This window comes from Litorimonas sp. RW-G-Af-16 (assembly GCF_048319245.1).
Lineage (GTDB): Bacteria > Pseudomonadota > Alphaproteobacteria > Caulobacterales > Maricaulaceae > Litorimonas.
The window spans coordinates 2,172,948-2,195,386 of record NZ_CP166993.1 but is presented as its reverse complement, the minus strand read 5'-3'; the positions used below and the strand labels follow the sequence as shown (position 1 = coordinate 2,195,386).

General features: G+C 49.5%; 20 protein-coding genes, 1 tRNA gene and 1 pseudogene. 9 read left to right on the top strand and 13 right to left on the bottom strand.

Features of this window, described 5'->3' with window-relative positions; all coding sequences use genetic code 11:
- Positions 1-49 precede the first annotated feature (49 nt).
- Genes AB8615_RS10805 through AB8615_RS10795 form a run of 3 tightly spaced genes read left to right on the top strand, consistent with a single transcriptional unit; the run spans position 50 to position 4,425 of the window.
- Complete coding sequence (locus AB8615_RS10805; RefSeq protein ID WP_409432596.1) at positions 50-2,488, top strand: glycoside hydrolase family 2 TIM barrel-domain containing protein; 2,439 nt, start codon at positions 50-52, stop codon at positions 2,486-2,488.
- A gap of 2 nt (positions 2,489-2,490) precedes the next feature.
- Positions 2,491-3,699 (top strand): hypothetical protein, encoded by a 1,209-nt coding sequence (locus AB8615_RS10800; protein ID WP_418152367.1) that lies wholly within the window; start codon positions 2,491-2,493, stop codon positions 3,697-3,699.
- A 12-nt stretch (positions 3,700-3,711) separates the two neighbouring features.
- On the top strand, positions 3,712-4,425 hold the full coding sequence (locus tag AB8615_RS10795; protein WP_418152366.1) for a hypothetical protein: 714 nt from the start codon (positions 3,712-3,714) through the stop codon (positions 4,423-4,425).
- Positions 4,426-4,446: 21 nt separating this feature from the next.
- On the opposite strand, the gene AB8615_RS10790 is transcribed toward AB8615_RS10795, so the two are convergent.
- From AB8615_RS10790 to AB8615_RS10740, 11 genes and pseudogenes are all read right to left on the bottom strand, one after another.
- Positions 4,447-5,274, bottom strand: a complete 828-nt coding sequence (locus tag AB8615_RS10790) for an MBL fold metallo-hydrolase (RefSeq protein ID WP_418152365.1) — start codon at positions 5,272-5,274, stop codon at positions 4,447-4,449.
- 549 nt (positions 5,275-5,823) lie between these two features.
- The gene (locus AB8615_RS10785) at positions 5,824-5,970 is read right to left on the bottom strand and encodes a hypothetical protein (RefSeq protein WP_409432593.1); all 147 of its coding nucleotides are present in this window, start codon (positions 5,968-5,970) and stop codon (positions 5,824-5,826) included.
- Positions 5,971-6,311: 341 nt separating this feature from the next.
- Positions 6,312-6,623 carry a DUF3223 domain-containing protein gene (locus AB8615_RS10780; protein ID WP_409432592.1) on the bottom strand — a complete coding sequence of 104 codons (312 nt, stop codon included), beginning with the start codon at positions 6,621-6,623 and terminating at the stop codon, positions 6,312-6,314.
- Positions 6,616-9,240: a DEAD/DEAH box helicase gene (locus tag AB8615_RS10775; protein WP_418153090.1), complete on the bottom strand. Its 2,625-nt coding sequence runs from the start codon at positions 9,238-9,240 to the stop codon at positions 6,616-6,618. Before AB8615_RS10775 ends, AB8615_RS10780 begins: the two co-directional genes overlap by 8 nt.
- Positions 9,240-10,175 carry a HamA C-terminal domain-containing protein gene (locus AB8615_RS10770; protein WP_409432589.1) on the bottom strand — a complete coding sequence of 312 codons (936 nt, stop codon included), beginning with the start codon at positions 10,173-10,175 and terminating at the stop codon, positions 9,240-9,242. Before AB8615_RS10770 ends, AB8615_RS10775 begins: the two co-directional genes overlap by 1 nt.
- Before the next feature lie 120 nt (positions 10,176-10,295).
- On the bottom strand, positions 10,296-12,554 hold the full coding sequence (locus AB8615_RS10765; protein ID WP_409432588.1) for a DUF3363 domain-containing protein: 2,259 nt from the start codon (positions 12,552-12,554) through the stop codon (positions 10,296-10,298).
- Positions 12,555-13,014: 460 nt separating this feature from the next.
- Positions 13,015-13,356 carry a DUF4437 domain-containing protein gene (locus AB8615_RS10760; RefSeq protein ID WP_409432587.1) on the bottom strand — a complete coding sequence of 114 codons (342 nt, stop codon included), beginning with the start codon at positions 13,354-13,356 and terminating at the stop codon, positions 13,015-13,017.
- On the bottom strand, positions 13,356-13,565 hold the full coding sequence (locus tag AB8615_RS10755; RefSeq protein ID WP_418153088.1) for a DUF4437 domain-containing protein: 210 nt from the start codon (positions 13,563-13,565) through the stop codon (positions 13,356-13,358). The genes AB8615_RS10760 and AB8615_RS10755 overlap by 1 nt, the downstream gene beginning before the upstream one ends.
- A complete protein-coding gene (locus AB8615_RS10750) occupies positions 13,501-13,842 on the bottom strand; it encodes a DUF4437 domain-containing protein (protein ID WP_418152364.1) in 342 nt (113 codons plus the stop codon). The genes AB8615_RS10755 and AB8615_RS10750 overlap by 65 nt, the downstream gene beginning before the upstream one ends.
- 50 nt (positions 13,843-13,892) lie before the next feature.
- Positions 13,893-14,888 carry a zinc-dependent alcohol dehydrogenase family protein gene (locus tag AB8615_RS10745; RefSeq protein WP_409432585.1) on the bottom strand — a complete coding sequence of 332 codons (996 nt, stop codon included), beginning with the start codon at positions 14,886-14,888 and terminating at the stop codon, positions 13,893-13,895.
- A 102-nt stretch (positions 14,889-14,990) separates the two neighbouring features.
- Positions 14,991-15,892, bottom strand: a pseudogene (locus tag AB8615_RS10740) (LysR family transcriptional regulator).
- Positions 15,893-16,012: 120 nt separating this feature from the next.
- On the opposite strand from AB8615_RS10740, the gene AB8615_RS10735 reads away from it, so the two are divergent.
- The 5 genes from AB8615_RS10735 (at position 16,013) to AB8615_RS10715 (ending at position 19,905) form a co-directional block, all read left to right on the top strand.
- On the top strand, positions 16,013-16,795 hold the full coding sequence (locus AB8615_RS10735) for a CmcJ/NvfI family oxidoreductase (protein ID WP_409432583.1): 783 nt from the start codon (positions 16,013-16,015) through the stop codon (positions 16,793-16,795).
- Positions 16,796-16,816: 21 nt separating this feature from the next.
- On the top strand, positions 16,817-17,731 hold the full coding sequence (locus tag AB8615_RS10730) for a 2OG-Fe(II) oxygenase (RefSeq protein ID WP_409432582.1): 915 nt from the start codon (positions 16,817-16,819) through the stop codon (positions 17,729-17,731).
- A 47-nt stretch (positions 17,732-17,778) separates the two neighbouring features.
- On the top strand, positions 17,779-18,576 hold the full coding sequence (locus AB8615_RS10725) for an SDR family NAD(P)-dependent oxidoreductase (protein WP_409432581.1): 798 nt from the start codon (positions 17,779-17,781) through the stop codon (positions 18,574-18,576).
- A gap of 109 nt (positions 18,577-18,685) precedes the next feature.
- The gene (locus tag AB8615_RS10720) at positions 18,686-19,531 is read left to right on the top strand and encodes an enoyl-CoA hydratase/isomerase family protein (RefSeq protein WP_409432580.1); all 846 of its coding nucleotides are present in this window, start codon (positions 18,686-18,688) and stop codon (positions 19,529-19,531) included.
- A 230-nt stretch (positions 19,532-19,761) separates the two neighbouring features.
- Positions 19,762-19,905 (top strand): hypothetical protein, encoded by a 144-nt coding sequence (locus AB8615_RS10715; protein ID WP_409432579.1) that lies wholly within the window; start codon positions 19,762-19,764, stop codon positions 19,903-19,905.
- A gap of 11 nt (positions 19,906-19,916) precedes the next feature.
- Here AB8615_RS10715 and AB8615_RS10710 read toward each other — a convergent pair whose 3' ends face one another.
- Positions 19,917-21,293 (bottom strand): DUF6538 domain-containing protein, encoded by a 1,377-nt coding sequence (locus AB8615_RS10710; protein ID WP_409432578.1) that lies wholly within the window; start codon positions 21,291-21,293, stop codon positions 19,917-19,919.
- Between the two features lie 123 nt (positions 21,294-21,416).
- Positions 21,417-21,492, bottom strand: a tRNA-Thr gene (locus AB8615_RS10705).
- A gap of 186 nt (positions 21,493-21,678) precedes the next feature.
- Here AB8615_RS10705 and AB8615_RS10700 point away from each other — a divergent pair.
- A complete protein-coding gene (locus tag AB8615_RS10700) occupies positions 21,679-22,434 on the top strand; it encodes a type II CAAX prenyl endopeptidase Rce1 family protein (protein ID WP_409432577.1) in 756 nt (251 codons plus the stop codon).
- The last annotated feature ends 5 nt before the right edge of the window (positions 22,435-22,439 follow it).

Below are 22,439 nucleotides of genomic sequence, written 5' to 3'. Positions count from 1 at the left end.
CAATATCTGCACCGCGTTTAACTTTATCTGAACTATCGGAACTGAAATTATGACTGTTTTTCGTACTTTTTTTGTGGCGCTCATATTTGCCTGCACTAGCCTGACAGCTTGTGCAGCCGAACCAGGCGCGACCAACACTCTGACACAGGATTTGTCTCATGATTGGCGTTTTGCCCTGACCGAGGCGGATGGCATAGAGCGCGAGGCGTTTGATGATTCCGATTGGCGCGTCGTTACCGTGCCTCACGACGCCGGTATTGAAGATCGGCCGGATGGCTCGTTACCGTTTGATCCCGATACGGCAACGGGCTCCGCATCTGGTTATTTGCCAGGACAGACCGCTTGGTATCGCCGCACGATTGATCTGAGCGAAAAGCAGGCAGGCGGCATTGTTATCGTTCGCTTTGAGGCAGTTTATATGGATTCCCAGATATGGGTGAACGGTGCCTATGTTCGCAATCATAATTATGGATACACATCTTTTGATGCAGACCTCACTGGCATGGTTAAGCCTGGCGAAAACATACTTTCAGTACGTGTTCAACACGAAGACCCGGCGTCGCGCTGGTATGCAGGCACGGGCATTATTCGTCCTGTCACTATGATGGCACTCAATCCTGTGCATATCGGAACTTATGGCCCTACCATTGTAACGCCTATCGCTACGGCTGAAACTGGCCGTGTCAATGTCACGACCCCAATTCGAAATAAACGCGGCGAACAAGGCAATTCAACCTTGAAGACATCTGTGATTGATGCCGAGGGAAATGTCGTCAGTGTCAACGAGGTCTCCGTAAACCTTGACGGGAGTGATGACTTGACCGTCACTCAAGGCTTTGACGTAGAGCGTCCAAACCTATGGTCAACAGATACGCCTTACCTTTATCGTATTCAGCAAGCCTTAATTATGAATGGCAAGACGATTGATACATCCGATCAACATTTCGGTATTCGCACCGTTACCATCGATTCAAAAAACGGTGTCTTGCTGAACGGAAATCCTATCCTGCTCAAGGGCGGAAATATTCATCATGATAATTACATGATTGGCGGCGCCGGGGCGACTCGCGCTGATGTTCGTAAATTAGAGTTGATGAAGGATGCGGGCTATAACAGTGTGCGCAACGCCCATAATCCAGCCAGCAAAGCCACACTAGAAGCCGCAGACCGCCTTGGACTTTTGTTTATTAACGAGACCTTCGATGCCTGGAGCGTGCCGAAAATGGAGCGAGATTATTCGCGCTTTTTCACAGCAGATTGGAAAGCAGATACGCGCAGCATGATCATGACGTCGCGTAACAGTCCAAGCCTGATTATGTATTCTATCGGTAATGAAATTCCTGAGCAAAACACGCCCAAAGGTGTAAAGTTGGCTAAGATGCAAGCGGAATATGTTCGCGAGCTCGATCCGACCCGGCCGGTGACTGTTGTTGCCAATAGTGAAGGCCCGAAGATTACGCCCTATTTCGACGCCGTCGACATTGCAGGTTATAATTATCGCCCGCATTATTATATCCGTGACAGCATCGAGTATCCTGACCGTGTGATGTATGGCGCTGAATCCTATTCTGCCTCCGCATTTGAATATTGGGATCACGCCGAAAAACTGCCGGCCGTAATCGGCGACTTTGTCTGGACATCCGTTGATTATTTGGGTGAAGCGTCAATCGGCTGGACGGGCTATAGCAATGGCTATGAGAAGCTTGCGCCTTATCCTTGGCATCTGGCCTATTGCGGAGAAATCGATGTCACTGGCTATCGCCGCCCGCAGTCTTATTACCGCGAAATTATGTGGAAAACGGGCAAAACCCGTATCGCCGCATTTGTCAAACACCCGGCTGAGGGCGGAGCGCTCCCTGATCGGGATATTTTTCCTAAGCCTGCTTATCGCGAATGGGTTCTCCCAGATGTGCACCCCAGTTGGACATGGGACGGTCATGAAGGCCAACCCCTTCAGGTCGAAGTCTACTCAGAATTTGAAGATGTGGAGCTTTTCCTGAATGGTGAGTCCGTTGGTCGCAAAGCTATGGGTTATGACACTGAATATAAAGCTGAGTTTACCGTAAATTACGCGCCGGGGGTCCTGACCGCCGTTGGGTATGAAAACGGGGAGAAAGCGGCTGAGTGGACGCTGGAAACAGCAGGCGATCCCGCCTCGGTTCAGCTTACAGTTGACCGCAACACGATCGATGCTGACGGCCATGATTTGGCCTATATCACGGCAGAGCTCGTAGATGCGCAGGGTCGTAAAATCTATGACCCGAATGATGACGCCCTTTTGTCTTTCTTTGTATCTGGAGCAGGCGACTTAGCTGGCGTTGGTAACGGCAACCCGGTCAAGCCCGAGAGCTTTACAAGTGGCGACCGCACGACCTTCAATGGTCGCGTTGTCGCGGTTGTTCGCTCTACGCGCCAATCTGGTAATATCACCGTGCGTGTTGCGTCAAATGGCTTGCCGACCAAGACAGTTACAATCAAAAGCCAATAGCAATGCGTTTGACTTACTTTCGCATAGCTGCGCTTTGTGCGGCGATGCTTGCCTCATTGGCCGTACCCGTGGCACAGGCGGATGACCTACCTCTGCTAAAGGCTGATCTCTCCACTGGGAAAATCTATACCGATGATAATGCGGACGTCAGATTGTTTGGCGTGAATTACCTGGGGGGTATGTACCAATATTTCCAGATAGACCGGAATTACTGGCTTGGAAATGGCGAGACACCCACACAAACGCGCGACCTATTTAATGAGCTTGGCCTATCTGAGTGTGATGTCAAAACCAAGGTTATTGACCGCGATTTGGATCACCTCAAAGCGATGGGTGTCGATATTGTCCGTGTGCATATCCTGATGGGAGATATTGCCGAGCTGGGCGGCGGCCTAAGGGAAGGAAGCAAAGAGTTAGATTGGTTCAACTACCTCACAGCTGGCGCCATAGAGCGCGGCATGTATATCCACCTGACACCCATTACGCCGTGGGAGCATTATGTCACTTTGCCTGGCCGGTTTTCTAAACTCGAATGGATTTCCAGCGATTACACGAGCAATGCCGCGCTGATTAAAATGTCATCATTATTCATAACGAATTTGATGAATCACAGGAATCCCTATTTGGACGGGGGTAGGGGCAGGCGTTATGCTGAGGAACCCGGTATTGGGTTTATTGAACCGATAAATGAGCCGCATTATTTGGCTGATCCTAAAGGCGCTTTTCAAGGCCCAGGGCAGTCTTATGCTTCACTCAAAAATGATCTGATAGAGCCCATGTTCGCTGGCGTGCGTAGGGCGGAATCTACCACGCCAAACGGCGTTGAGCATCTGCTCGGCTGGAGCTTGTTCGGTGCAGAAAAGACTTACGCTTTGAGCGAGTATGGCGGCGAAGAGGAAGTGGCTGTCAGAAATCCGAATGTGGTGAAAGCTATCGCGGATAGTTCTGCGCAATTTCTCACGACAAATGGTTATACGTCAAACTGGTGGAAGGATTATCCCTATTTCGGCGGGCGCAAAGGCGGGCCAGAAAATGAACCATATCAGGACGTTGCCTATGCGGGTGCTAAGCCTTGGTCTTATAAAGATCCAGACGGGATTAATCGACCCGTCGTCGCCTATGAATGGGATGCAGCGGGATCGCAGAAGATTTATAACTACCCCAATATTGCCGCCGCAATGAAATCTAATAATGTCAGCGTAGCGGTATAATTCCAATATGATATGGCCGCCGATGGAGGCAAAAATTCGATCTGGCCGCGCCATGACCTAAACTATCTCTACACGCCAGAACGCGCCGTCAGCTTTATGATTGCGGGCCAGCATTTTAGGTCAAACAGTCCCGCCGATAAATATAAGGATCGCAAGACCAACCAGTTCGGAGCGGTGACGACATCATTCAAATCTGACTTTGCTATGTATCATGACGGCGCAACGCTGATGCACACTAAGAGCATTCCGTCTTCGCAAAAGCTGACAATCTCCAAGACCTTAAAGCGAGTTGTTGGAGTCGGTCGTTCACCCGTTGCGGATTATGATGGAACGGGCATCTACACGCTGGAACTATCGCAGACAGGCGCCGGCGAGGTTATCGCCCTGACAATTAATCCAAGTGTCGTCAAACGCGACCGGACATATCGGGTCGGTCGGAAAGACTACTCGCTTCACCTCACGGCGGACCCAAACTGTTATTGTTGGGCGGACACATCCGAATTGACACCGATAAGAGAACTCGCGCCAATCAGCGATGCGTTCACGCTGCGATGGCCCAATATGGAAAGCTTTAGCGTTGCAAGAGACAATGGCGATGGGACGCTTGCGATGCTAGGCGTCTTTGACTCCGGCGAAGCGTTCAAATTGTCGAGCGAAGGCGAAGAAATGACACAGAGCCAAGCCGTCATTCAAAACTTTCTTATCACGCCTACGTTAGTTAAATAGGTAGAAAATTCATCCTATGGATTAACGGTTTTTCCAAGGGAAGCCCGTCAAAAAATCTACAGAGTCATCAATGACGAGTCGTCTCGGAAATACACCCTCATAGCGCGCCGCTCCAGCCTCAACGGCTGCGAGCTGGCGACGTAAAGCGATCAGCGAAGCCTGACTCAGCACAGGGGGCGTCAGAGCATTTGTGGGGGCATGCGCCCCCAATATCAGTGTATCAAAAGACGACTCGCTGATCAGCAAGTCTGCACTTTTCGCGTAAGCTGAGCGGCTTGACCCAGGCAGCATAGCATAAAGGGAACCTTGATAAAGGAAGTCGCCAGTGAACATCATCTTATTGTCAACGTCCAAGATCACAGCAGAGTCAGCGGTATGCCCAGGCGCTGAAATTATTTTCAGCGTCCGATCCCCTAGATCAAACGACCCCCCGGGCTCTATCCAAGCGGTGACAGAAAGGGTCATATCTTTTTTGCCATCAATAAAGGCGAGCGATTGATAGCGCGAAGGATGTATGGTTTTATCTTTCAACTGTGACCGGATTGACGGCACATCCAACATAAGCGTCTGCTCGAAATGACCGAAACCACCAATATGGTCGAAATGCAAATGGGAGACCATTGCATGAACGGGTCGGTCCGTTAGGCTTCCGACAACGACTGAGATATCCCTGATTCCCGAGCCCGTGTCGAATAGCAAGGCCTTCTCACTTCCGACAATGAGGTAACTCCAATTTACCTGATAATAACGCGGCTCGCCGATCGCAAAGACATTTGGTGACAACTTAACCACGGACCAATAACCGTCGATCAGGTCCGCTTCACGGGGGTGGTCATCAATCAGTGGCACCCCGTCTCTCTAAAGCGCAAAAATTTCAACGGCCAGCCTCGGAGAAAAAGTGGCCGCTATAACGGTGAATGTGACAACCAAAAGCCCGACAATTTTTAGTATTTTTCGCATATCTTTTCTTCTAAGCCTACGCTTGCTGCTACTGAGACTAAACGTTGCCAAAAACATACTAGAGTTTATGGCAGGAACGTCAAAGAATAAGCCTCGGCCAATCCATGTCTCGCATGGTGCGCCCATGTCAGTAGTAGGCCGATCCAGGCAATGAAGGCTCCTATGGCGAGAATATAAAGCGAGATTGATAGCAAGGGTTTAGTTTAGCTATTTAGGAGGCATATTCCGTAATAATTATTAAGTTGAGAATTAGGGCGTCCCCTTCGCTGGCGCTAAGGACCAGGCTTGCGTGAATCAAGCCCGCTTTGCAGTCTCGGCCATTCGGCTTTGATCCCTGACGCACGCTTGCTCCCTTCATTTTCGCCTTTGGTGAATTTGAAGACAGCCGATCACGCCCCACTCATCCCGACTCTTAGCGGGGGTGAGATGACGCCCACTCTAAGCCGCGACGAGGATGCGGGCTTGCGCAGCCTTTGAGCCTTCGCCCAAGGGCCGCATGACGCCTGCATACGCTCGCGCTTCTCGGTCGCAAAGGCGGTTGCTTGAGATGAATTGTGGCACTATTTGTAGCGCAGTTTGTAGCATAATTTTCGCTAGATTAAGGGGTGGTCTTAGATAAACCGCCAGCAATAATACAGTCATTTTTAGTAGTTAAACTTGTTTCCCAAAGTGTAAAATTAGTGCCCTATAAGGGTACCGAACCTCATATTATCCGCATAAAACCGCAATGTTGCGGCTTTAAAGGAGGAAATTACAGGGTTTAGGGATATTCAGAGATCGGAATTATAGAAAAAATGGTGCCCCCACACGGGGTGTCCATCGTCCTGAATATCTAATTATTACAATGATTTAGACCTAAGCGCAAGACGTTTGTGAGGCAAAGTATTAGGTTAATTGTTAGGCAGAGCAACGGGCCATTCTTCAATCTATTTTTTTCGTTTTTTTACAGGAACCAAGCTCTTCGCAGAGAACTTTACAGGCTCTCCATTTTTTAGCGCAGCCCAAAAGCAAACCGTTCCGAATTCTGCATAGTCTGTATAGAAACGCTCGACACCAGAACCAAATTTTTCATCGTAATCGGGGTGTCCTTTGATTGCTTCCATCAAAAAATCAGTGTGAGTTTGTGAGACTCTGTCACCGGGTTCGTAGCTTTTCAATAACTCGTTCAGATAATCCTTTGCATCACCTTTCTTATCAAATTCTATTCCTCCGACCGTAACTTTCTGACCCCTACTCATCTGTAATTACCTCAATCTCTGTTTCTGTATTTCTGCCAATATGAATAGCAACTTCTTCAATCATTAAGCTCGCGATACCTAACGCTTCTAAATTATCGTAGTTACCATCAAGCCAGCTCAACGTTTCATCTATATCTAATTCGCTATTTGCGATGGCCTCGTTAATTGCCACTGCGGTCATACGCGACAATCCTATAGACATTAGTGAAACTAGAGTTTGTGTCGATACTCCAAATTCTAATGCGGTGCCGATGTTAAGTTCGTTTTCTACCAACTCTTCTTTGCCGATTTCTTTGAGATAATGATAAAGAACATCCTCATACGCAGACAAGTATCTCGGCGCGGCGAACCTCGCAATATTTTCAACTAGCTCCAAAGTTTCTCGAATGACATCCGCAATCTTCCGAGGTTTACCTTGCTCTTGGTCATATTTTACCCTTGCTTCAATAATCCGTGGAAGAGTCCAACCTTCCAACCATCTCAAGATAACAACAGCGTACATTCTAGATTGACGCACAGTGCCGAATGGCCCGCCCATAGTTTTGTTTATTCGATTCAAAATTGTCACCAAACGACCAAAAACTTCATCGTCGCCAGGTCGAAGCACAATTAAGTTTATTGGGTCTTTTTCAATTTTGATGAACTCATCTAGCAATGATTGCAAACCTTGTGGGTTTAATCCTGCATGTCGTTCAACAAGTTCAGGAGGCAGATTAATTTCGGAAGCGGCTTTCTTTAGAAATCCGTCGAGGTTCTTAAGATAATTATCGTCATACCTATTTTTTAAGGAGCTATGCTCAAGTGGCCCCTGAGTAATATAACGGGTCAAGATTGATGAACTCACAGACTCAAACTCAATGAACTCATCTCTGGACACCTCCTCACCAGAGGACATTTTTTCAACATATGCCGTAAAAGAGTCTTTCTTTAATAGCGCGGCGTCGCTCTCTGTTTGAATTTTGTAGTTCTCCCGTTCTGGTATTCCGTAGGGCCATGCGTCTGCGTTATGTAAATCCAAACAAATTATGTTCCCTTGAAATTCAGTTCCCCATCTACCAGCGCGGCCAGCTAGGTTCCAAAAATCTTGTGGTCCCATTGGGTTGCCTCTTCCTTTCCGTGGCCCACGGACAATGATGTTTTTGCAAGAAAGGTTAACTCCCTCTATGAGCGTGGAGGTACATACTAAGAATTTTAGTTTTCCCTCTTTGAATAACCGTTCAACTTCATATCGGACGAGGGCAGGCATATTCCCGTAATGAAATGCCACACCATCTCGAACAATGCTTGCTAAGAGGTATTTAGGGTGAACGCCTTTTTTCACTAATTCGGACAAACGCAATAAGTCTTGCGCAGAATCCTCATCTTCTGCAGCTTCAGTATCTTTAATATAATCTCGAATAAGTTGAGCTACTTTTTCAGCTTCCACAGCACCATTTACGTAAACAAGTGTTCCACCCGCGCGGCCCAATTCTGCGGCCACGTAAGCGAGTCGCTTAGTCATATTTTCGGGTTTGCTTTTAAGTTCAATGGAGCCAATCGACTTAAAATTCTGACCTTCAATAAGGTCAATGTTCCATTTTTTTCCACGGTGCTGGCGTATAGCCAACAGGTTTTGAAGCACCATTACCGATGTGCTCTCTAAGACTTCTTCGCCAACCTTTTCGGGGCGGTCTTGCAACAGCACTCTAGGGTTAGAAGTTGATGGGCTGACAAAAATAGATTTGATTTCAGGGTTTATTCGAACCACCCGATCAATGGCGTCTTGTAATATCACGCCCCTGCGATTGTCGCTGATTTTTTGAGCTTCATCGACGACAAGAAGATCAAAATTAGCCTCATCTCCAAGCTCATTAACAAGCAGGTGAATTCTTTCCTGAGTTAACACATATATAACAGGCTCAGCTTCCTTTTGTCCTTTTAAGAAAGGGTTCGCCAGAGGCAGTGAAGATATTTGAACATTGTATTCGCCTCTAAATCTGTTGCGCAAATCCTTTTCAACTTCACCTACAAGAGCACGCGTCGGAGCAAGATAAAGCAGCCTCTTCACCGTTCCGCTTAAAATTTTATCCGCGAGAAACTGACCGACAATATATGTCTTTCCAGCGGCTGTAGGCGCTGATGCAGAAAGCCAAGTTCTATCTTTTGAAGCCTTTCGCCAAAGGTCGCGTTGAAGTTTATTAGCTGGCAAATAAGTTCCAGAGTGCTCGAGAAGCACTGAGCCTAAAATATCTCTACGGGCGGACTCAATTCTCAAAATTGAGCCGAGGCGTTCTTCGAGACCAGCCTCGATTAGTTTTCGGTCAACTGCCAGCGTCAACGCTCGCGAGTTGTCAAGTTTGTCTAACAATACTCCAGCAGTATCATTGATATCATTTGGCGTTTCGGAAAGTAATGCACCTGTTGCGACCTGTAACGCTCCTTCTAAATGCTTAGCATCTGTGGATTGGGCAAGGATGCTGCTCGCGAATAAAAGGTCAGGCCAATCCTCATTTTGAAGTTTCTCACTATCTCCTGAAATCATAGGGAGACTGGTCTTTATTAGAGCCTTTTTTATTTCTATGAGTTTTGGAGCAACTACTCTCTCGTAAACGAATTCAAACAAAGCCTCGCGAGTCATCACACTTTTCCCATGGCCGCGAGAAAGTCAGCTCTGAATTGATCTGCTGACGGTAGAGGTACAAAAAAGAGGTCAATCACGAAATTTTCAAGTTTGTATTTTTTTATAGCTCCCTCGAGAGATTTTCCCCATTCTAAAATTTGCGTTTTGGCGTCCTCTTGGAGCTTTTCCAGTGAAAGCGGTTCATTGCTATATATATCCGCGTCAAAACCAACCAAAGCTAACCCACGATACTCAATCATCTTCGACTTCTTTGAAGAGGCAGTAAAATATTGTCGAAGTGAATTGCTTAATTCAGGGTTATCTAAATCTGCATTGTCTCTAAGTAGCTGCAAATCTCGATTTCGTTTAGCTTCTGGAGAACTATCCTCAACAAAATATGGCTCTAAAGATTTGAAACAATCCTCAATTGCTGTTGACGCGGTTTTGTGAACTTTTGACTCTCCCCAATATAAATGAAGCAACCCATTTTCGCCAATTCCGATATGGATACCATCTGCACCATTGTAGTGAAGTTTTGAGGATGTTTTTAGCGGCATTTTTGCAATCGCTTGCGGAAGGCTAAGTACCTGTTCGCCAAATACATAGAGCAACAATTCCCCACCTTCACCAGTTTTCTGAAGGTCTACGAATAGAGACCGTGCTTCATCGCACAACGCGCTTACGGCTCGAGTTTGATTGTATTTCTTATCACGGGCTTTGGCTTCGGAAAGTCGTGTGCGTGGAATAGCATAGTCGGCTGCTGTGTAGCGTAGATAATTTATAAGCTCCTTTGGCTGAACCTTACCTTGCGCATCCACTGTTAAACAAAAGCAATGTGATTGGACTTTTATCCCAGCTACCTCAAAAGTGTGGTCGACACGCTTTAGATGAACCTTAATCTCTTCAGGGTCACCAGATAATAATTCAGTTAAACTCTCAGGTGTAAGCTCCAATTTAATTTCGACTCCTTTTGCACAGAGTGTTATCTTAAGAGAAGGCGGTTGCAGGTCAATGCCCTGCAAGTGTTGAGCGCAATAACTGTCTGATTTGATACCTTGCAGTTAAACTCCTGCTTACCGCCCTATCCCTCTCGTCCGCCCTGTGTCCCAATCAATACCGCCACCGCTGAGCACGCGGCCTTTGATACGCTTGCCCCATTTCTGGGCATGATGACTTTCCCAAGGGACGAGGTAGAAGGCGCGTTGCGTCTCAATCATCGCGTGAGGGCCTTGAGGAAGTCCAAATTTCTGTGCCACCGTGCCCTCAATCAATCGTCCTGCCTGCGCCGCGATGTGTGCCTTGCCTGTCATGCCTTCCAGCTTTTGGGTCGCGGCATTGAACCCTTCCGTCTCTAGCGCCTTCAAATAGCCGCGCTTGTAGATGATGGAGGTTTTCTGTTCGTCTTGGCGTAGTTCGGCATAGCCGCGCTCTATGAGCCATGTGCGACGCTGCTGAAAGGCTGTGTCCAGCTCTTTTGCGAAGGCGCTAGATTTTGAGCTTATTCCTGCTAGCCCGCCTCTGCCCCAACTCACCTGCGAGCGGTCGAGCCAAGTCGCATCGGGACTCGCGAGTTGTTGCTCCAAATCCTGAACAGAAAGTAGCTTCACGCCTGACGCGCGGCCCTGTTTCATATCGAGCGCGATAGCTCGCTCTTTAAAATCGTCGGGCACGCGCCACTCATTTGGGTCGCCGTCCTTATCCTTGCTCGCGACCTGCACCACACCCGCCTTAACGAGCGTTGCGAGCCTTAATCTGTGCGCCCGCATATGGGCTGCGCCTCGGCTGCCGCTCCCGTCCATCCAGTCGTCTGGCCCGCTCGTGGCGATATCATAATTGCCGACAAGTCCGTTCCGAGGCTTGCCGTGATAATCCTTACCTGTTGCAAGAGCCTGTATGTTGCGATCTACGGTTCGCAAGTTAGGCGGTGAGACTTCGATGATAGAACCAACCTTGGCAGCTTCGCCCGCCCGCGTGTCCATGCCCGTTTCAACCGTGCTGACATAACCGTCCGTGCCGTCGATAATGAACCTGACTTTACCGCCGCCTTTTTGGCTTGCGTCCATGCCTTCATCATAGCCGTGAGTTTTCGCGATGACGCGACCAATGACGCGGTGAGTTGAAAGGCTCCCGTCATAGCTCTGACGACCATCATGTAGGCGAACAGGTCTTTTGATGTTGGCCCTCTTCATCGCCGCGTGAATGTCTTTGTTGAGTTGCTCGCGCTGCTCTATCTGTCCGAGTGTCTTGAGCGCATCGTTTTCGATGTGCCAGCGGCCAGACTCAATTTGCGTTGCAAGGCCCATAGACTTCAAATGTCTCATACGCCCAATCAGGATATGTCTGTTCATAGATGAGTGGGCGGGGAACGTGCTGGCGGTTGACCCTGCGCGCAGGTCGATTGTGTTGGTGAGTTTGTCCATACCGTCCGAGATATGCTTATCTGCTTGCGTCACGCGCATAGCTTTCATCTCACGTTTCATCTCTTGCTGGATGGCAAGCTCGGACTTCCAACCTAGCTCGCGGGTCAGTTCTTCTTCCAGCCGACCGCGTATGCCGCGCGAGATATACTCGCCTGCTATGTTCAATCCTTTCCCGTCATGGGTGACGCCTCGCGCGATGATATGCGTGTGAGGGTGGGCCGTATCAAAATGGTCAACGGCGACCCAATCGAGCCGCGTGCCCAAGTCCTCTTCCATCTGCGCCATGAGCGCTCTTGTTGTGTCTTTCAGATTAGGTGTGCCGTCCCCGTTCACGCGGGCCAGTTCCGCGCCGTCTTCGGGCGAGATCATAATCCGAAACTGATGCGGGTCGCCGCGTCCGTCAAAGCTCTCTTGGGAGCGAGCGATAAAATCCCGCCCGTCAATCTCGACGCCTTCGTCTGGGCCATAGAGCTGGCCTCGCGTCGGGGTTAACTCCGCCGAGCCTTCCAGCCCCTCGGCTCGCTCCACACCTGCGCCTTCGCGTTGGAGGTAGGCCAAGTGTCTCCGCGACACAGAAGACTTCGCATTGCGTAGTTTGACCACGCGCACTTTCACGATGGTGCGACGAGCGCGGTAGCGGTCTCCCGTCGCCTTGTGAATGCGCCAGCCTTGCTTCGGCCCAATGCCGCGCTCTAGGGCGGCACGGCCTCTGCCGCGTGAGTTGAAGCGCCCTTTGCGGGGCTTGGATGGGACGGTTAGTGTTCGCCGCCCAGAGACGGCCTTACCTCTCACCAGTGCGGCACGAACCCCTTCATGAAACCCCTTATAGTTTGCGGGGATACTGACCTCGACAGCGGGGCTGCTGGTCTTGCGAGGTTTGGCCCTTAGGCGGAAATCATCTTCATCTGACATTTGCCCATAATCGGGCAAAACAGGCGGTTTTGTCTCGAAGGAAGCCGATTGAAAATTGCAGGTGAACGGGAAGTTCTAGGTCTTAGCGGGATAGAGGCACTTTGGAGGCACCGCACATGAGTTGCCAAAAAGGTGCCACCCCAACTCGCGTAGCAAAAACAGAGCTTTAGCGTCGAAGTGCCCCCAAAAGGGCGGTTCGCTTTATCTTGCTAAAGCTCTTTTCTTTTCAAATCTCTCCTCAAGCGCCAAACCTATCTAATGAATTACGCTCTTTCAAAACAGAGCCGTCCGACGCGCCTGCCGGAGCCGCCCACACGAGCGGAGGCAGGGGCGTTGGACTCGCCGCAAAGCGGCGAAGGGATTACTTGCGTTAATCCAAGGATAGACCTCAATGGAGTCCCCTAAACCGCTTAAAGAAGGCCTATTGCCTATAAGGATTCTTTATTCTTAAATTTTAGGATTATCGCACTAAAAATCTTCCCTCAGTTCTAACGTAAATCATGCACTCACTTTTTGCCTCACATTTGAGCGAGTGAGATACGCCTTCCGCTGACGCGAAATAGCCTCCTGCGCTTATTTCATTTTGCTCTGTTAAGCTTTCAACAGAATGTAAAACGTCGCCCTGAATTACAACAGCTTTCAGATCGCCACCTTTGGTCGACAGGTCAGTCGCATATCCTTCGGGGAGTTTAATCATGGAGCCGCTAAGTTCTCCGTCAGATAAATCCCCCCAAAGCAAAGTGGCTTCTGGGCCTCGTGTAGAATTGCCTGCCTTAATCCAGTTCATTTCATCAGCGCTCATCAGATCATATTGGAACTGACAAGATTAAGGGGACGCTCGCCATTATCGAACGCCTTATCACCCGGATGTACTAAATAAGGACCTTCCATAATTTCTAAGAATCCTGTTCCGCCGACACCCGGGCGTGCAGAGGTAATGTGAACCTCACCTGCGGGTTGGGTCCAAAATGTGCCCGAGCTCCATCCACATATTGGCTGCGTCCGGATCATCATTATGTATTTCACCGTCAATCACGATGGCCCGATAGGTGATATTATGGATATGTGGCGGCGAAGAAAAACCTTCGGCAAATTTCAGTAGCATACCGGACGGGACATCTTTGGTTATATCTCCCCAAAGAACGCCTGCTTGCGGGCTTGCGTCCCCTCGGGCTGGATTAAGGGGTTGATATGATACCTGGTCCGGCGTTGTGACCGTTACGCTCTGCTTCTGTTCGTCCGTGTAAGAAATTGACCCAGCATCGTTGCAGGCAGACACTAGGGTCATAAGTGAAAGTCCTGAGAGTAATTTTACTGTCCGCATGATTCTTCTCCCAGTTATGGGGTGTTAGACACTACGACCTTGCCCGCCGCCTGACCACTCATGAGGCGGTCATAGGCTGCGTTAACGTCAGACAGCGAAAACTGTTCCTCATCTAGCAAAGGGGTTAGCGCACCTGAATCCACAATGCCCGCGAGCTTGGCGAGTATCTCTCCATGTTTTTCGCGTTTGTGGTCGTGCAGCATCGGAATGAGCATGAAGATCACATGAATTGAAAGGCCTTTGAAATGCGCAGGAACGAGGTCTAATTCGAGCAATGCAACTGTCGTTGCGATGTTTGCATTTAAGGCCGCCGCTTCGAAAGAGTTCGTCATATTTGCCCCGCCAACGGAGTCAAAAATCACATCAAATCCGGCACCGCCTGTATATTTTGCGACATAATCGGTTACGGCTTCCGTCTTAAAATCGATAGGCATAGCGCCGTATCCTTTTATGATTTCCATACGCTTGTCGCCAGAGTCAGTCGCATAGACCTCAGCGCCCAAATGCTTGGCAAGTTGAACGGCGACATGACCAACACCACCCGAACCACCCTGCACAAGGAGTTTTTGGCCTTTGCCCGCACCCGCGCGGGAGAGTCCTTCAAATGCTGTGATGCCAACGAGAGGCAAGGCAGCGGCTTCCCGCATAGATATCGACTTAGGTTTATGAGCGATGAGCCGTGCATCGGCGTTGATAAGCTCTGTCAGTGTGCCTTGAAGGCCGATGAGGCCGCCGGCACATCCATAGACTTCATCACCGACCGCAAAGTCTGATGCGCCTTCGCCAACGGCCTCTACAGTGCCTGCGAAGTCCATGCCCAGAACGGCCGGAAGGTCAGGTGAAAGCGGAAGGTTTTCCTGACCCATTTGGCGTATCATGGTATCAACTGTGTTTACGCTTGACGCTTCGATACGGACAAGGACATGGCCTTTTGAAACCGTTGGTTCATCGATATTCTCAGCTTCGAATTTGGCGGTCTCGCCATAAGACTTCAGAACCATTGCTTTCATTTGATTTACCTCTTTGAATGTTGAAGCATGGTAATGCATCATATTCATTCAGGAGATAAGCGGAGCTATCCTATAATCAGTTTTTAGATATTGAATATAAAATTACGCTTCCCAAGGCGGTGGTGAGCCAATTTTTTCAATCAGAAAATCGATCATAACGCGGACTTTACTCGTTAGAACGTTTGATTTTGGGTAGACAAGCCAAACGGCTGAACCATCATTCACCTCATAGTCCGGTAGAACCCGAACAAGGGACTTTTCGCGTAACTCTTTATGGATGCTCCAGATGGAGTTCATAGAAATTCCGACCCCTGCCTGCGTGGCCAAACGCGTGCTAGCCCCATCATCGCACCGAATTCGTGCCTTAGCCTTGGGCGGCGGAAACTGGCACTGTCGCCCGCCAGATGCCGTTAAATCACGCTTCATATCCCCAAAAACAACAAGTCGATGACCGTCCAAATCATCCGGTGTCTTTGGCGAACCGTTCTGCTCTAAGTATTCCGGCGAAGCGCAAAGAACGCGCTTATCATCGGCCAGCTTGCGGCCAATCATGGCGCTATCTTCGATGGCTAGGTTGCGTAGGGCGAGGTCAAACCCCCTTCAATCAGGTTGGTTTGTGTATCTGAAAGGCGAAGATCCAAATTAATCTGCGGGAAGCGCTCAAGAAACTCAGACAGAATAGGCGCGATATAAAGCTGTGCAAATGTGCTAGAGCAGGCAAACCGCAGTGTTCCAGACACTTCTGGATTTCCTTTCCCGAGCGCGACTAATCCTGCATCCTCTTGCGCAATAATTTCCCTAGCGAAGGGAAGGAACTCTGCACCCTCGAGCGATAAAGAGACCTTGCGCGTAGAACGGTGGAGCAAATCCGCGCCGACTTCTTTCTCAAGTTTAGCCAGCCGCGCACCTGCGACGGCAGGGGCTAAGTCTAGCTGTCGTCCTGCCGCGCTAATGTTGAGTAGATCAGCGGCAATCACAAAAAGGCGAACGGCTTCTGTGTCCATATTATATCCAATTACTATATTCTGATTACATATATTGATAATTTATATTCAAAATAAAATCAATATATATGGTTTCGAAGACGAGCGGACTGTATCGTCAAATTAGTATGGAGATTAACAATGCACATCGACGCAAGCGTGAATTACCATGTTAAGAAGCCTACGCCGCAAGCGTTTGAATTTGATGTCGATGGAATTCTTGGGAATTTGATTTCCCCTGAGTTGGTGACAACCGACGTGAAAGTCACCGACTTACGCGATGGTAATTTCAAACCCAACTTTCAACGTGATGGCATTGAATTCATTGATCAGGCCTCTCGCGTTTCAGACTTTGAAAGTGGCAGTGACTGGACAGGCATTTACGAACAGGAACTAACTCACCTTCTTAAGTCTCATATCGGCGCAAAAGAGGTCATCGTTTTTGATCATACCGTTCGCGTTGATGACCCTAACGCCGCTCGTCGCCCTGCACGCAATGTTCACAATGACTATAATATGGCTGGCGCACGGCAGCGCCTAATTGACCTCGTTGGTGAAGCCCAAGCCGAGGTATTTTATAAGGCCGGTTTTGGCTTCGTGAATGTCTGGCGTCCGATAAAGAACACCATAAAGTCTTCTCCGTTAGGCTTCATTCGTCCGACCTCTATGCAGTCAGATGATTGGATGGATATCGACCTAATCTATCCTGACAGGTTAGGACAAATTCTCGGTGTCGCGGCAAATGAAGCGCATGAATGGTTCTTCAAGTCCCATATGACACCGGACGAAGCCGTGGTCTTCAACATACACGATAGCGCCGATCGCCCGCACTTAGCGCATAGTGCGCTCGACCTGCCCGGCGATGTCCATGCATCTATCCCCCGCAAAAGTATCGAGAGCCGCACGCTGGTTCGATATTCATAATTAAAGAAAGGCTAGAAAACTATGTCTACAACTTTATTACAAAAAGCCCGCACTGTGATCCGCCCATCCCGAGAGGCGATGTTGCACAGAGACCCATCCGTAAATCGTTTTTGGAACGACAATAAAGAGACGTTCGAGGCAGCTTGGACGGAATGGGAAAATGAAAATGGTCATGCGGGGATCGCATTAGACAGCTCTCTCTACGCGTCCGCCTTACGACGCGCGATTGAAGAGGCTTGGAAAGACCCCACAAAAGAAACAGAAGTTAAAGACCTGTGGACTGAAGTCTTCCCCAATGTCTACAAAGCGCAATTCTTTGACCCAGATAAACTACCTGTCTTGCGGGATTATCTTAAGAAGGTTGCAGACGCGGACATACCGCTTCGGCCACCATATGGGATTGTGCTCAATCGCGGCGGCGCGATGCTTGACCCACGGTCTGAGGGCTATCTGGCCGCGCCTACCTTTCAAGCCTTTTATCAAGACTTGATGGATCGCTATATGCGTCCTGTTTCAAGGCTGCTATTTCCGGACGTCTATGGGTATGACAGTCAAACCTTTGGCTTCTCTATTGCTTGGCAAGCCGGCAAGGACACAAAGTTACAGCCCCACACGGACGCATCCAGTGTAACATTGAATATCAACCTGAACTTACCGGGCGAAGATTTTTCAGGTTCAGCGGTGCGGTTTATGGATTCAAATAGCCGCAAGGTTGAAAGCCTGACATTTGAGCCAGGAACAGCTCTAATTCATCATGGGCGAGTGCCTCACGCGTCCGAACCAATTACCGAGGGTGAGCGTCAAAATTTTGTGCTTTGGCTTTACGGCGAGAGAGGGCAGATTCCTTATCAACACGGTCCAGCAGCGGAACCCATATCCGCCAAACAGCGTTGGACAATTCCACAGATAAATTCCGACGGGTTTGCACCCTTTTAAATGTTTGCTTCGTGCACAGACTTACACTGAAAACACAGGAAAAGAATATGACAAAGACAATTCTAATCACAGGTGCTACAGACGGCATTGGCCTAGAAACGGCGAAAATGATGGCCCCGGAAGGTCACACGCTTTTACTGCATGGACGCAATCCGGACAAACTTGTGGTGGCCGCTGAAGCCGTATCCAGAATAGACGGAGCGGGCGAGATTAAAACCTATCGTGCCGATCTTTCAGTCTTGCCAGAAGTCGAAGCTTTAGCAGATGAAGTCAAAGGCGATTTTGAATCTATTGACGTCCTTATAAATAATGCAGGCGTTTTCAAAATGTCTAACCCATTGACCAAAAACGGCTATGACGCGCGCTTTATCGTAAATGTTGTCGCGCCTTATATGTTGACGAAAGCCTTGCTTCCAACACTAGGTTCAAATGGCCGCGTGGTGAATTTATCGTCAGCAGCCCAAGCGCCTGTCAATGTCCAAGGCTTCCTCAACAAGCAGGCTTTCTCCGATGGCGAGGCTTACGCACAAAGTAAGCTTGCTTTGACGATGTGGTCCTTTGAAATGGCAAACGAACTCGGAAATGACGGGCCAATGATCGTTGCTGTAAACCCGGCTTCGTTTTTGGGCAGCAAGATGGTCAAAGAGGCATATGGCCGTGAGGGTAACGACTTGCGGATTGGCGCAGATATCCTAACCCGCGCAGCGCTTAGCGATGAGTTTGCTGCGGCCTCTGGTCGTTATTACGACAATGACCGAAAATCTTTCGCACAGCCGCATCCGGACGCGCTGGACACTGCCAAAAACAAACAGCTTGTCGAAGCGATTGAACGTCTAATTGCGTAAACCGCTCAACCTTTAAACACTTCCGAATTTCGGACTGAATTTTCGGTCTGACTTAACCACGTGCTTTCGAGCGCGGTCTCTAACTGCACCCTAAAATAAGGAAAATACCATGAAATATGAAGGCTTCACCACATTCAAAGTGGATCAAAAAGACGGCATTGCAACCGTCACATTCGACTTTGGTTCCGTCAATGTACAAGGGCAAGAAATGCTAGCGGACTTGAACAGCCTAGCAATGCGCCTTGAACGAGACCGCGAGACAAAGGTCGTGATTTTCCAGTCCGCTAACCCGGAAATTTGGGTCTGCCACTATGACACAGAGCTTCTGAAAGACATGTCAGATGAGGCCGTTTCACGCGAAGATGCTCAGTTGCTGGATTTGCAAGCGGTCTGTGAGCGGATCAGCAAAGTCCCACAAGCAACCATTGCAAAACTCGAAGGCTTCGCACGCGGCGGTGGCCATGAATTAGCCTTGGCGCTCGATATGCGTTTTGCTGCACGCGGCAAATATAAGTTCATGCAAATGGAAGTCGGTATGGGTATCTTGCCTTGCGGCGGCGGTGCATCCCGTATGGCCCGCCAAACAGGTCTGGGCAAAGCGCTTGAGATTATCCTAAGCGCACAGGATTATGATGCTGATGATGCCGAACGTTTCGGTACAATCAACAAAGCTCTCGAACCTGATGAGATTGGTGAATATGTAGACACTCTTGCAAAGCGCATCGCCAAATTCCCAGCAGAGTCGATCAATGCCTGTAAACAAATGGTCTATGAAAGTATCGACAAGCCTATTGATGAAGCGTTGAAAGCGGAAGCCTACTGGCTCTATCAAGCTACAAGCAAGACGCCCGCGCTCAAGCGTTTTCAAACAGCAGATGACCAAGGTCTTCAGCACGATATTGAGAACCAACGCAAATGGGGTGAACTTGTTATGGATGTTCAAGACATCAACTAAAGCTGACGAAAATCAGAGACAAGGCTGGCTTCTTTCGAAGCCAGCCTTGTTGTATGTCAGTCATCATTTGCTCTCAACGTCTTTGCTTGACCCGTAACACCCAAATTATTCATCTCTTTTCTCGGTAAATATTGCGTTGGATGAGGTATTATTCCTCCGTGGATAAAGCCCAGAACATATCAAAAAACGCCTTGATACAACCGCCGTCTCGCGCTGAGATTAAGCATGGAATGACTATCGCAGCGCAGCTTGTTCATCGATACGGCCCAAAATACTGGCCCGTTCTCGAGCGTCTTAAACAGGAATATGATGCGCAAGATGACCGCGAAGCTCTGCTTGCCTTGCTCCTATCGGATACAGACAAAGCTGCATAAGCCGATAGCCCTTAGTCCTTAAATGGATAGCTCTGCAATAGGGCGTCACTGACGGGATGGGCGATTTTTAAGAGTTCGTCTCGGCGGTAGGCAAGCGAGCCTCCATCCCCATATTCAGGACGCGGGTTACGGTGTCCCATCAATGTGCAGCGCAATCCAAAGTCCAATCCAGCCTCTAACATTCGGTTCTCAAAGCTATGCCTAAAGCTATATATGCGGTGCTGTTTGGTCGGGAATAACTCTCTCGCCTTGAAAGCTTTTGTAAGCGATGCGCTCAATAAGTAGCTCCTATCTCTATAGTGCGGAAAGCCATTCGGAGCTTGTCGCATGGCCTCCAGCGCCACTCCAACAAGCGGAATATCCCGAACGGATGCGCCTGACTTTAGCTCTCTGTCTTTCGTTGGGCGGATACGGATATGCGGCACCTCGGCGTCCAGCCGTATGTTCTCTGGCCTGATATTGGCCAGTTCACTTGGCCTGCATCCCGTCTCTATTAGGGCCATACAGAGCAGTGCGCCTTGTCGATTGAGACCCTCAAAAACAACGGGCGCGAGGATGCGTGACCTGACCCAATCGTCTTTAAAGGGCATGACCTTTGTTAGAATTTTGTCCTTGAACCGCATATTACGGAAGGGGTTTTCACGCTCTTCCTCGCCTATGTGCTCAAAGTAACGGCGGTAGAGTTTCCGCAAACTGCCCAAGTCTTTATTGCCGCTGCTGCCACTCATAGGCTTGGAGCCGTCTTTCGGGTGAATGCGCTCATGCCAAAATTTTCGCACGGCGTGGGCGTGTTCACGGGTAATATCTCGCATATCTATATCGCCATTTATGGTGACGAAGTTTGCGACGGCGCGGCGTTTGATTTTGGAAAAGTTTTTCACCTGTTCCGGTGATTTACTTGCGAGTTCGTCTGCGACGATCTCGGATAGGTAAAGCTCCATTGCTTCGCTGATGGTCGCGGAAGGCGTCTTGGCAACGCCAAGCAAAGCGTCTGCGTCCTGTTCTTCTTTGGACTGCGGTGCTTCTTTCAACGGCCCCAAGGCTTGCAAGCGGTGCAATAAATCCGTGACGGTATCGCGTGAAATTAAGCTGTCCATTGGCTCATAGTTGAACCCCAACGAGCGGGCGTGTTGGCTAACGTCGCGGTAGCTGACTTCTCTCGGTGTTGAACGAAAGCGACTCGGCGCGACCTCGCTCCAGCGTTGTTCGTCTGCATCCGCGCATATGTCCCGCCGCTGCCGCGCGACCTTGCGGCTATCCGTATCAAGGGAACGATATATCAATGTGCGGTCGTCAATATGCCTAACCGCCTTGGGTACGCGCCGCACATAATGCCATATATCACCGCGCAAACGTAAGTACTGGTCGGGCCGTCTAATCGCTTTCATCCTGCCATCTCCTGTGCAGCCTTTTGTAAGGCAAGAAGTGAGGCAAATCGCGCGAGTTACCGTGTGGAAAGCAAAGGAAAGAGAGATTTCCCGAGACTTACGCAACTTGCTATGATAGGAAAATGGTGCCCCCACACGGACTCGAACCGCGGACCCCCTGATTACAAATCAGGTGCTCTACCAGCTGAGCTATAGGGGCACTGGTAATGCTTGAACAGCGCTGCGCCGTTTAGCGGTGTGTGGGGCGGCTGGCAAGAGCAATTTCGCTTCAATCTGCAAAAATTCTGCAGTTTGGGTGGGTTGGGTGCTGGCGATAATCTTATCGGTCTGTTTCGCCTGCAAAATGTTGCCTTGGCAGCGCGGTGAAATCTGCTAGGTCGCGAGGATGAGCATCACCCAAGATATGTTGGCCTATTGGCGACGTCCAACGCTGTTACCTGCGCGGGAGGCGTTTACCCCAGATACGTGCATAGCGCTATTTAAACTGCTGGGCGTAAGTCTAGGCTTAGTATTTCTTTCAGCCATTATCGTGGGCGGCGTCTTGAGCGGCGCGGGTGCGACGATGCCAGAGCCGTCAGAAGACTTTCAAGACATGATGCGGAGCGGGAGTTTCGTGGTGATGGCGATCGTCTACGCGCCGATTATTGAGGAGCTATTGTTTCGGTCTTGGCTACGTAAGAGCTGGGGCATATTGATGGTCATGCCACTACTCTTATGTGGGTCTGCGATCTTTATTTTATCACGCGCGGCGAGTGAATTTCCGATGGTGAGCTATGCCGGGATATTGGCGATCATCACGGCATTTGGGTTTTACTTGCCGCGTTATGTGTCGACGCGAGGGGAGCCAGTTTTACACGATAGGGCGGCACGACGGGTCTTCCCTTATGTGTTTTGGGCAATGGCGGTTTTGTTTGGCCTAATCCATTTGGGAAATTTCACAGATGAAGGTTTGGGCCTTTTGGCAGTGATCGTGATCTTGCCGCAATTCGTCATGGGGGCCGTGCTGGGCTTTGTGCGGATGCGCTTTGGCCTGATCGCGGCGATCTTATTTCACGCAGCATATAACGCGATCATGGTGACGTTGACGACATTGGCGCCCGCGGCGGAGCCAACAGTGAACACGATTTCTGCGATTTTCTAAGGGGC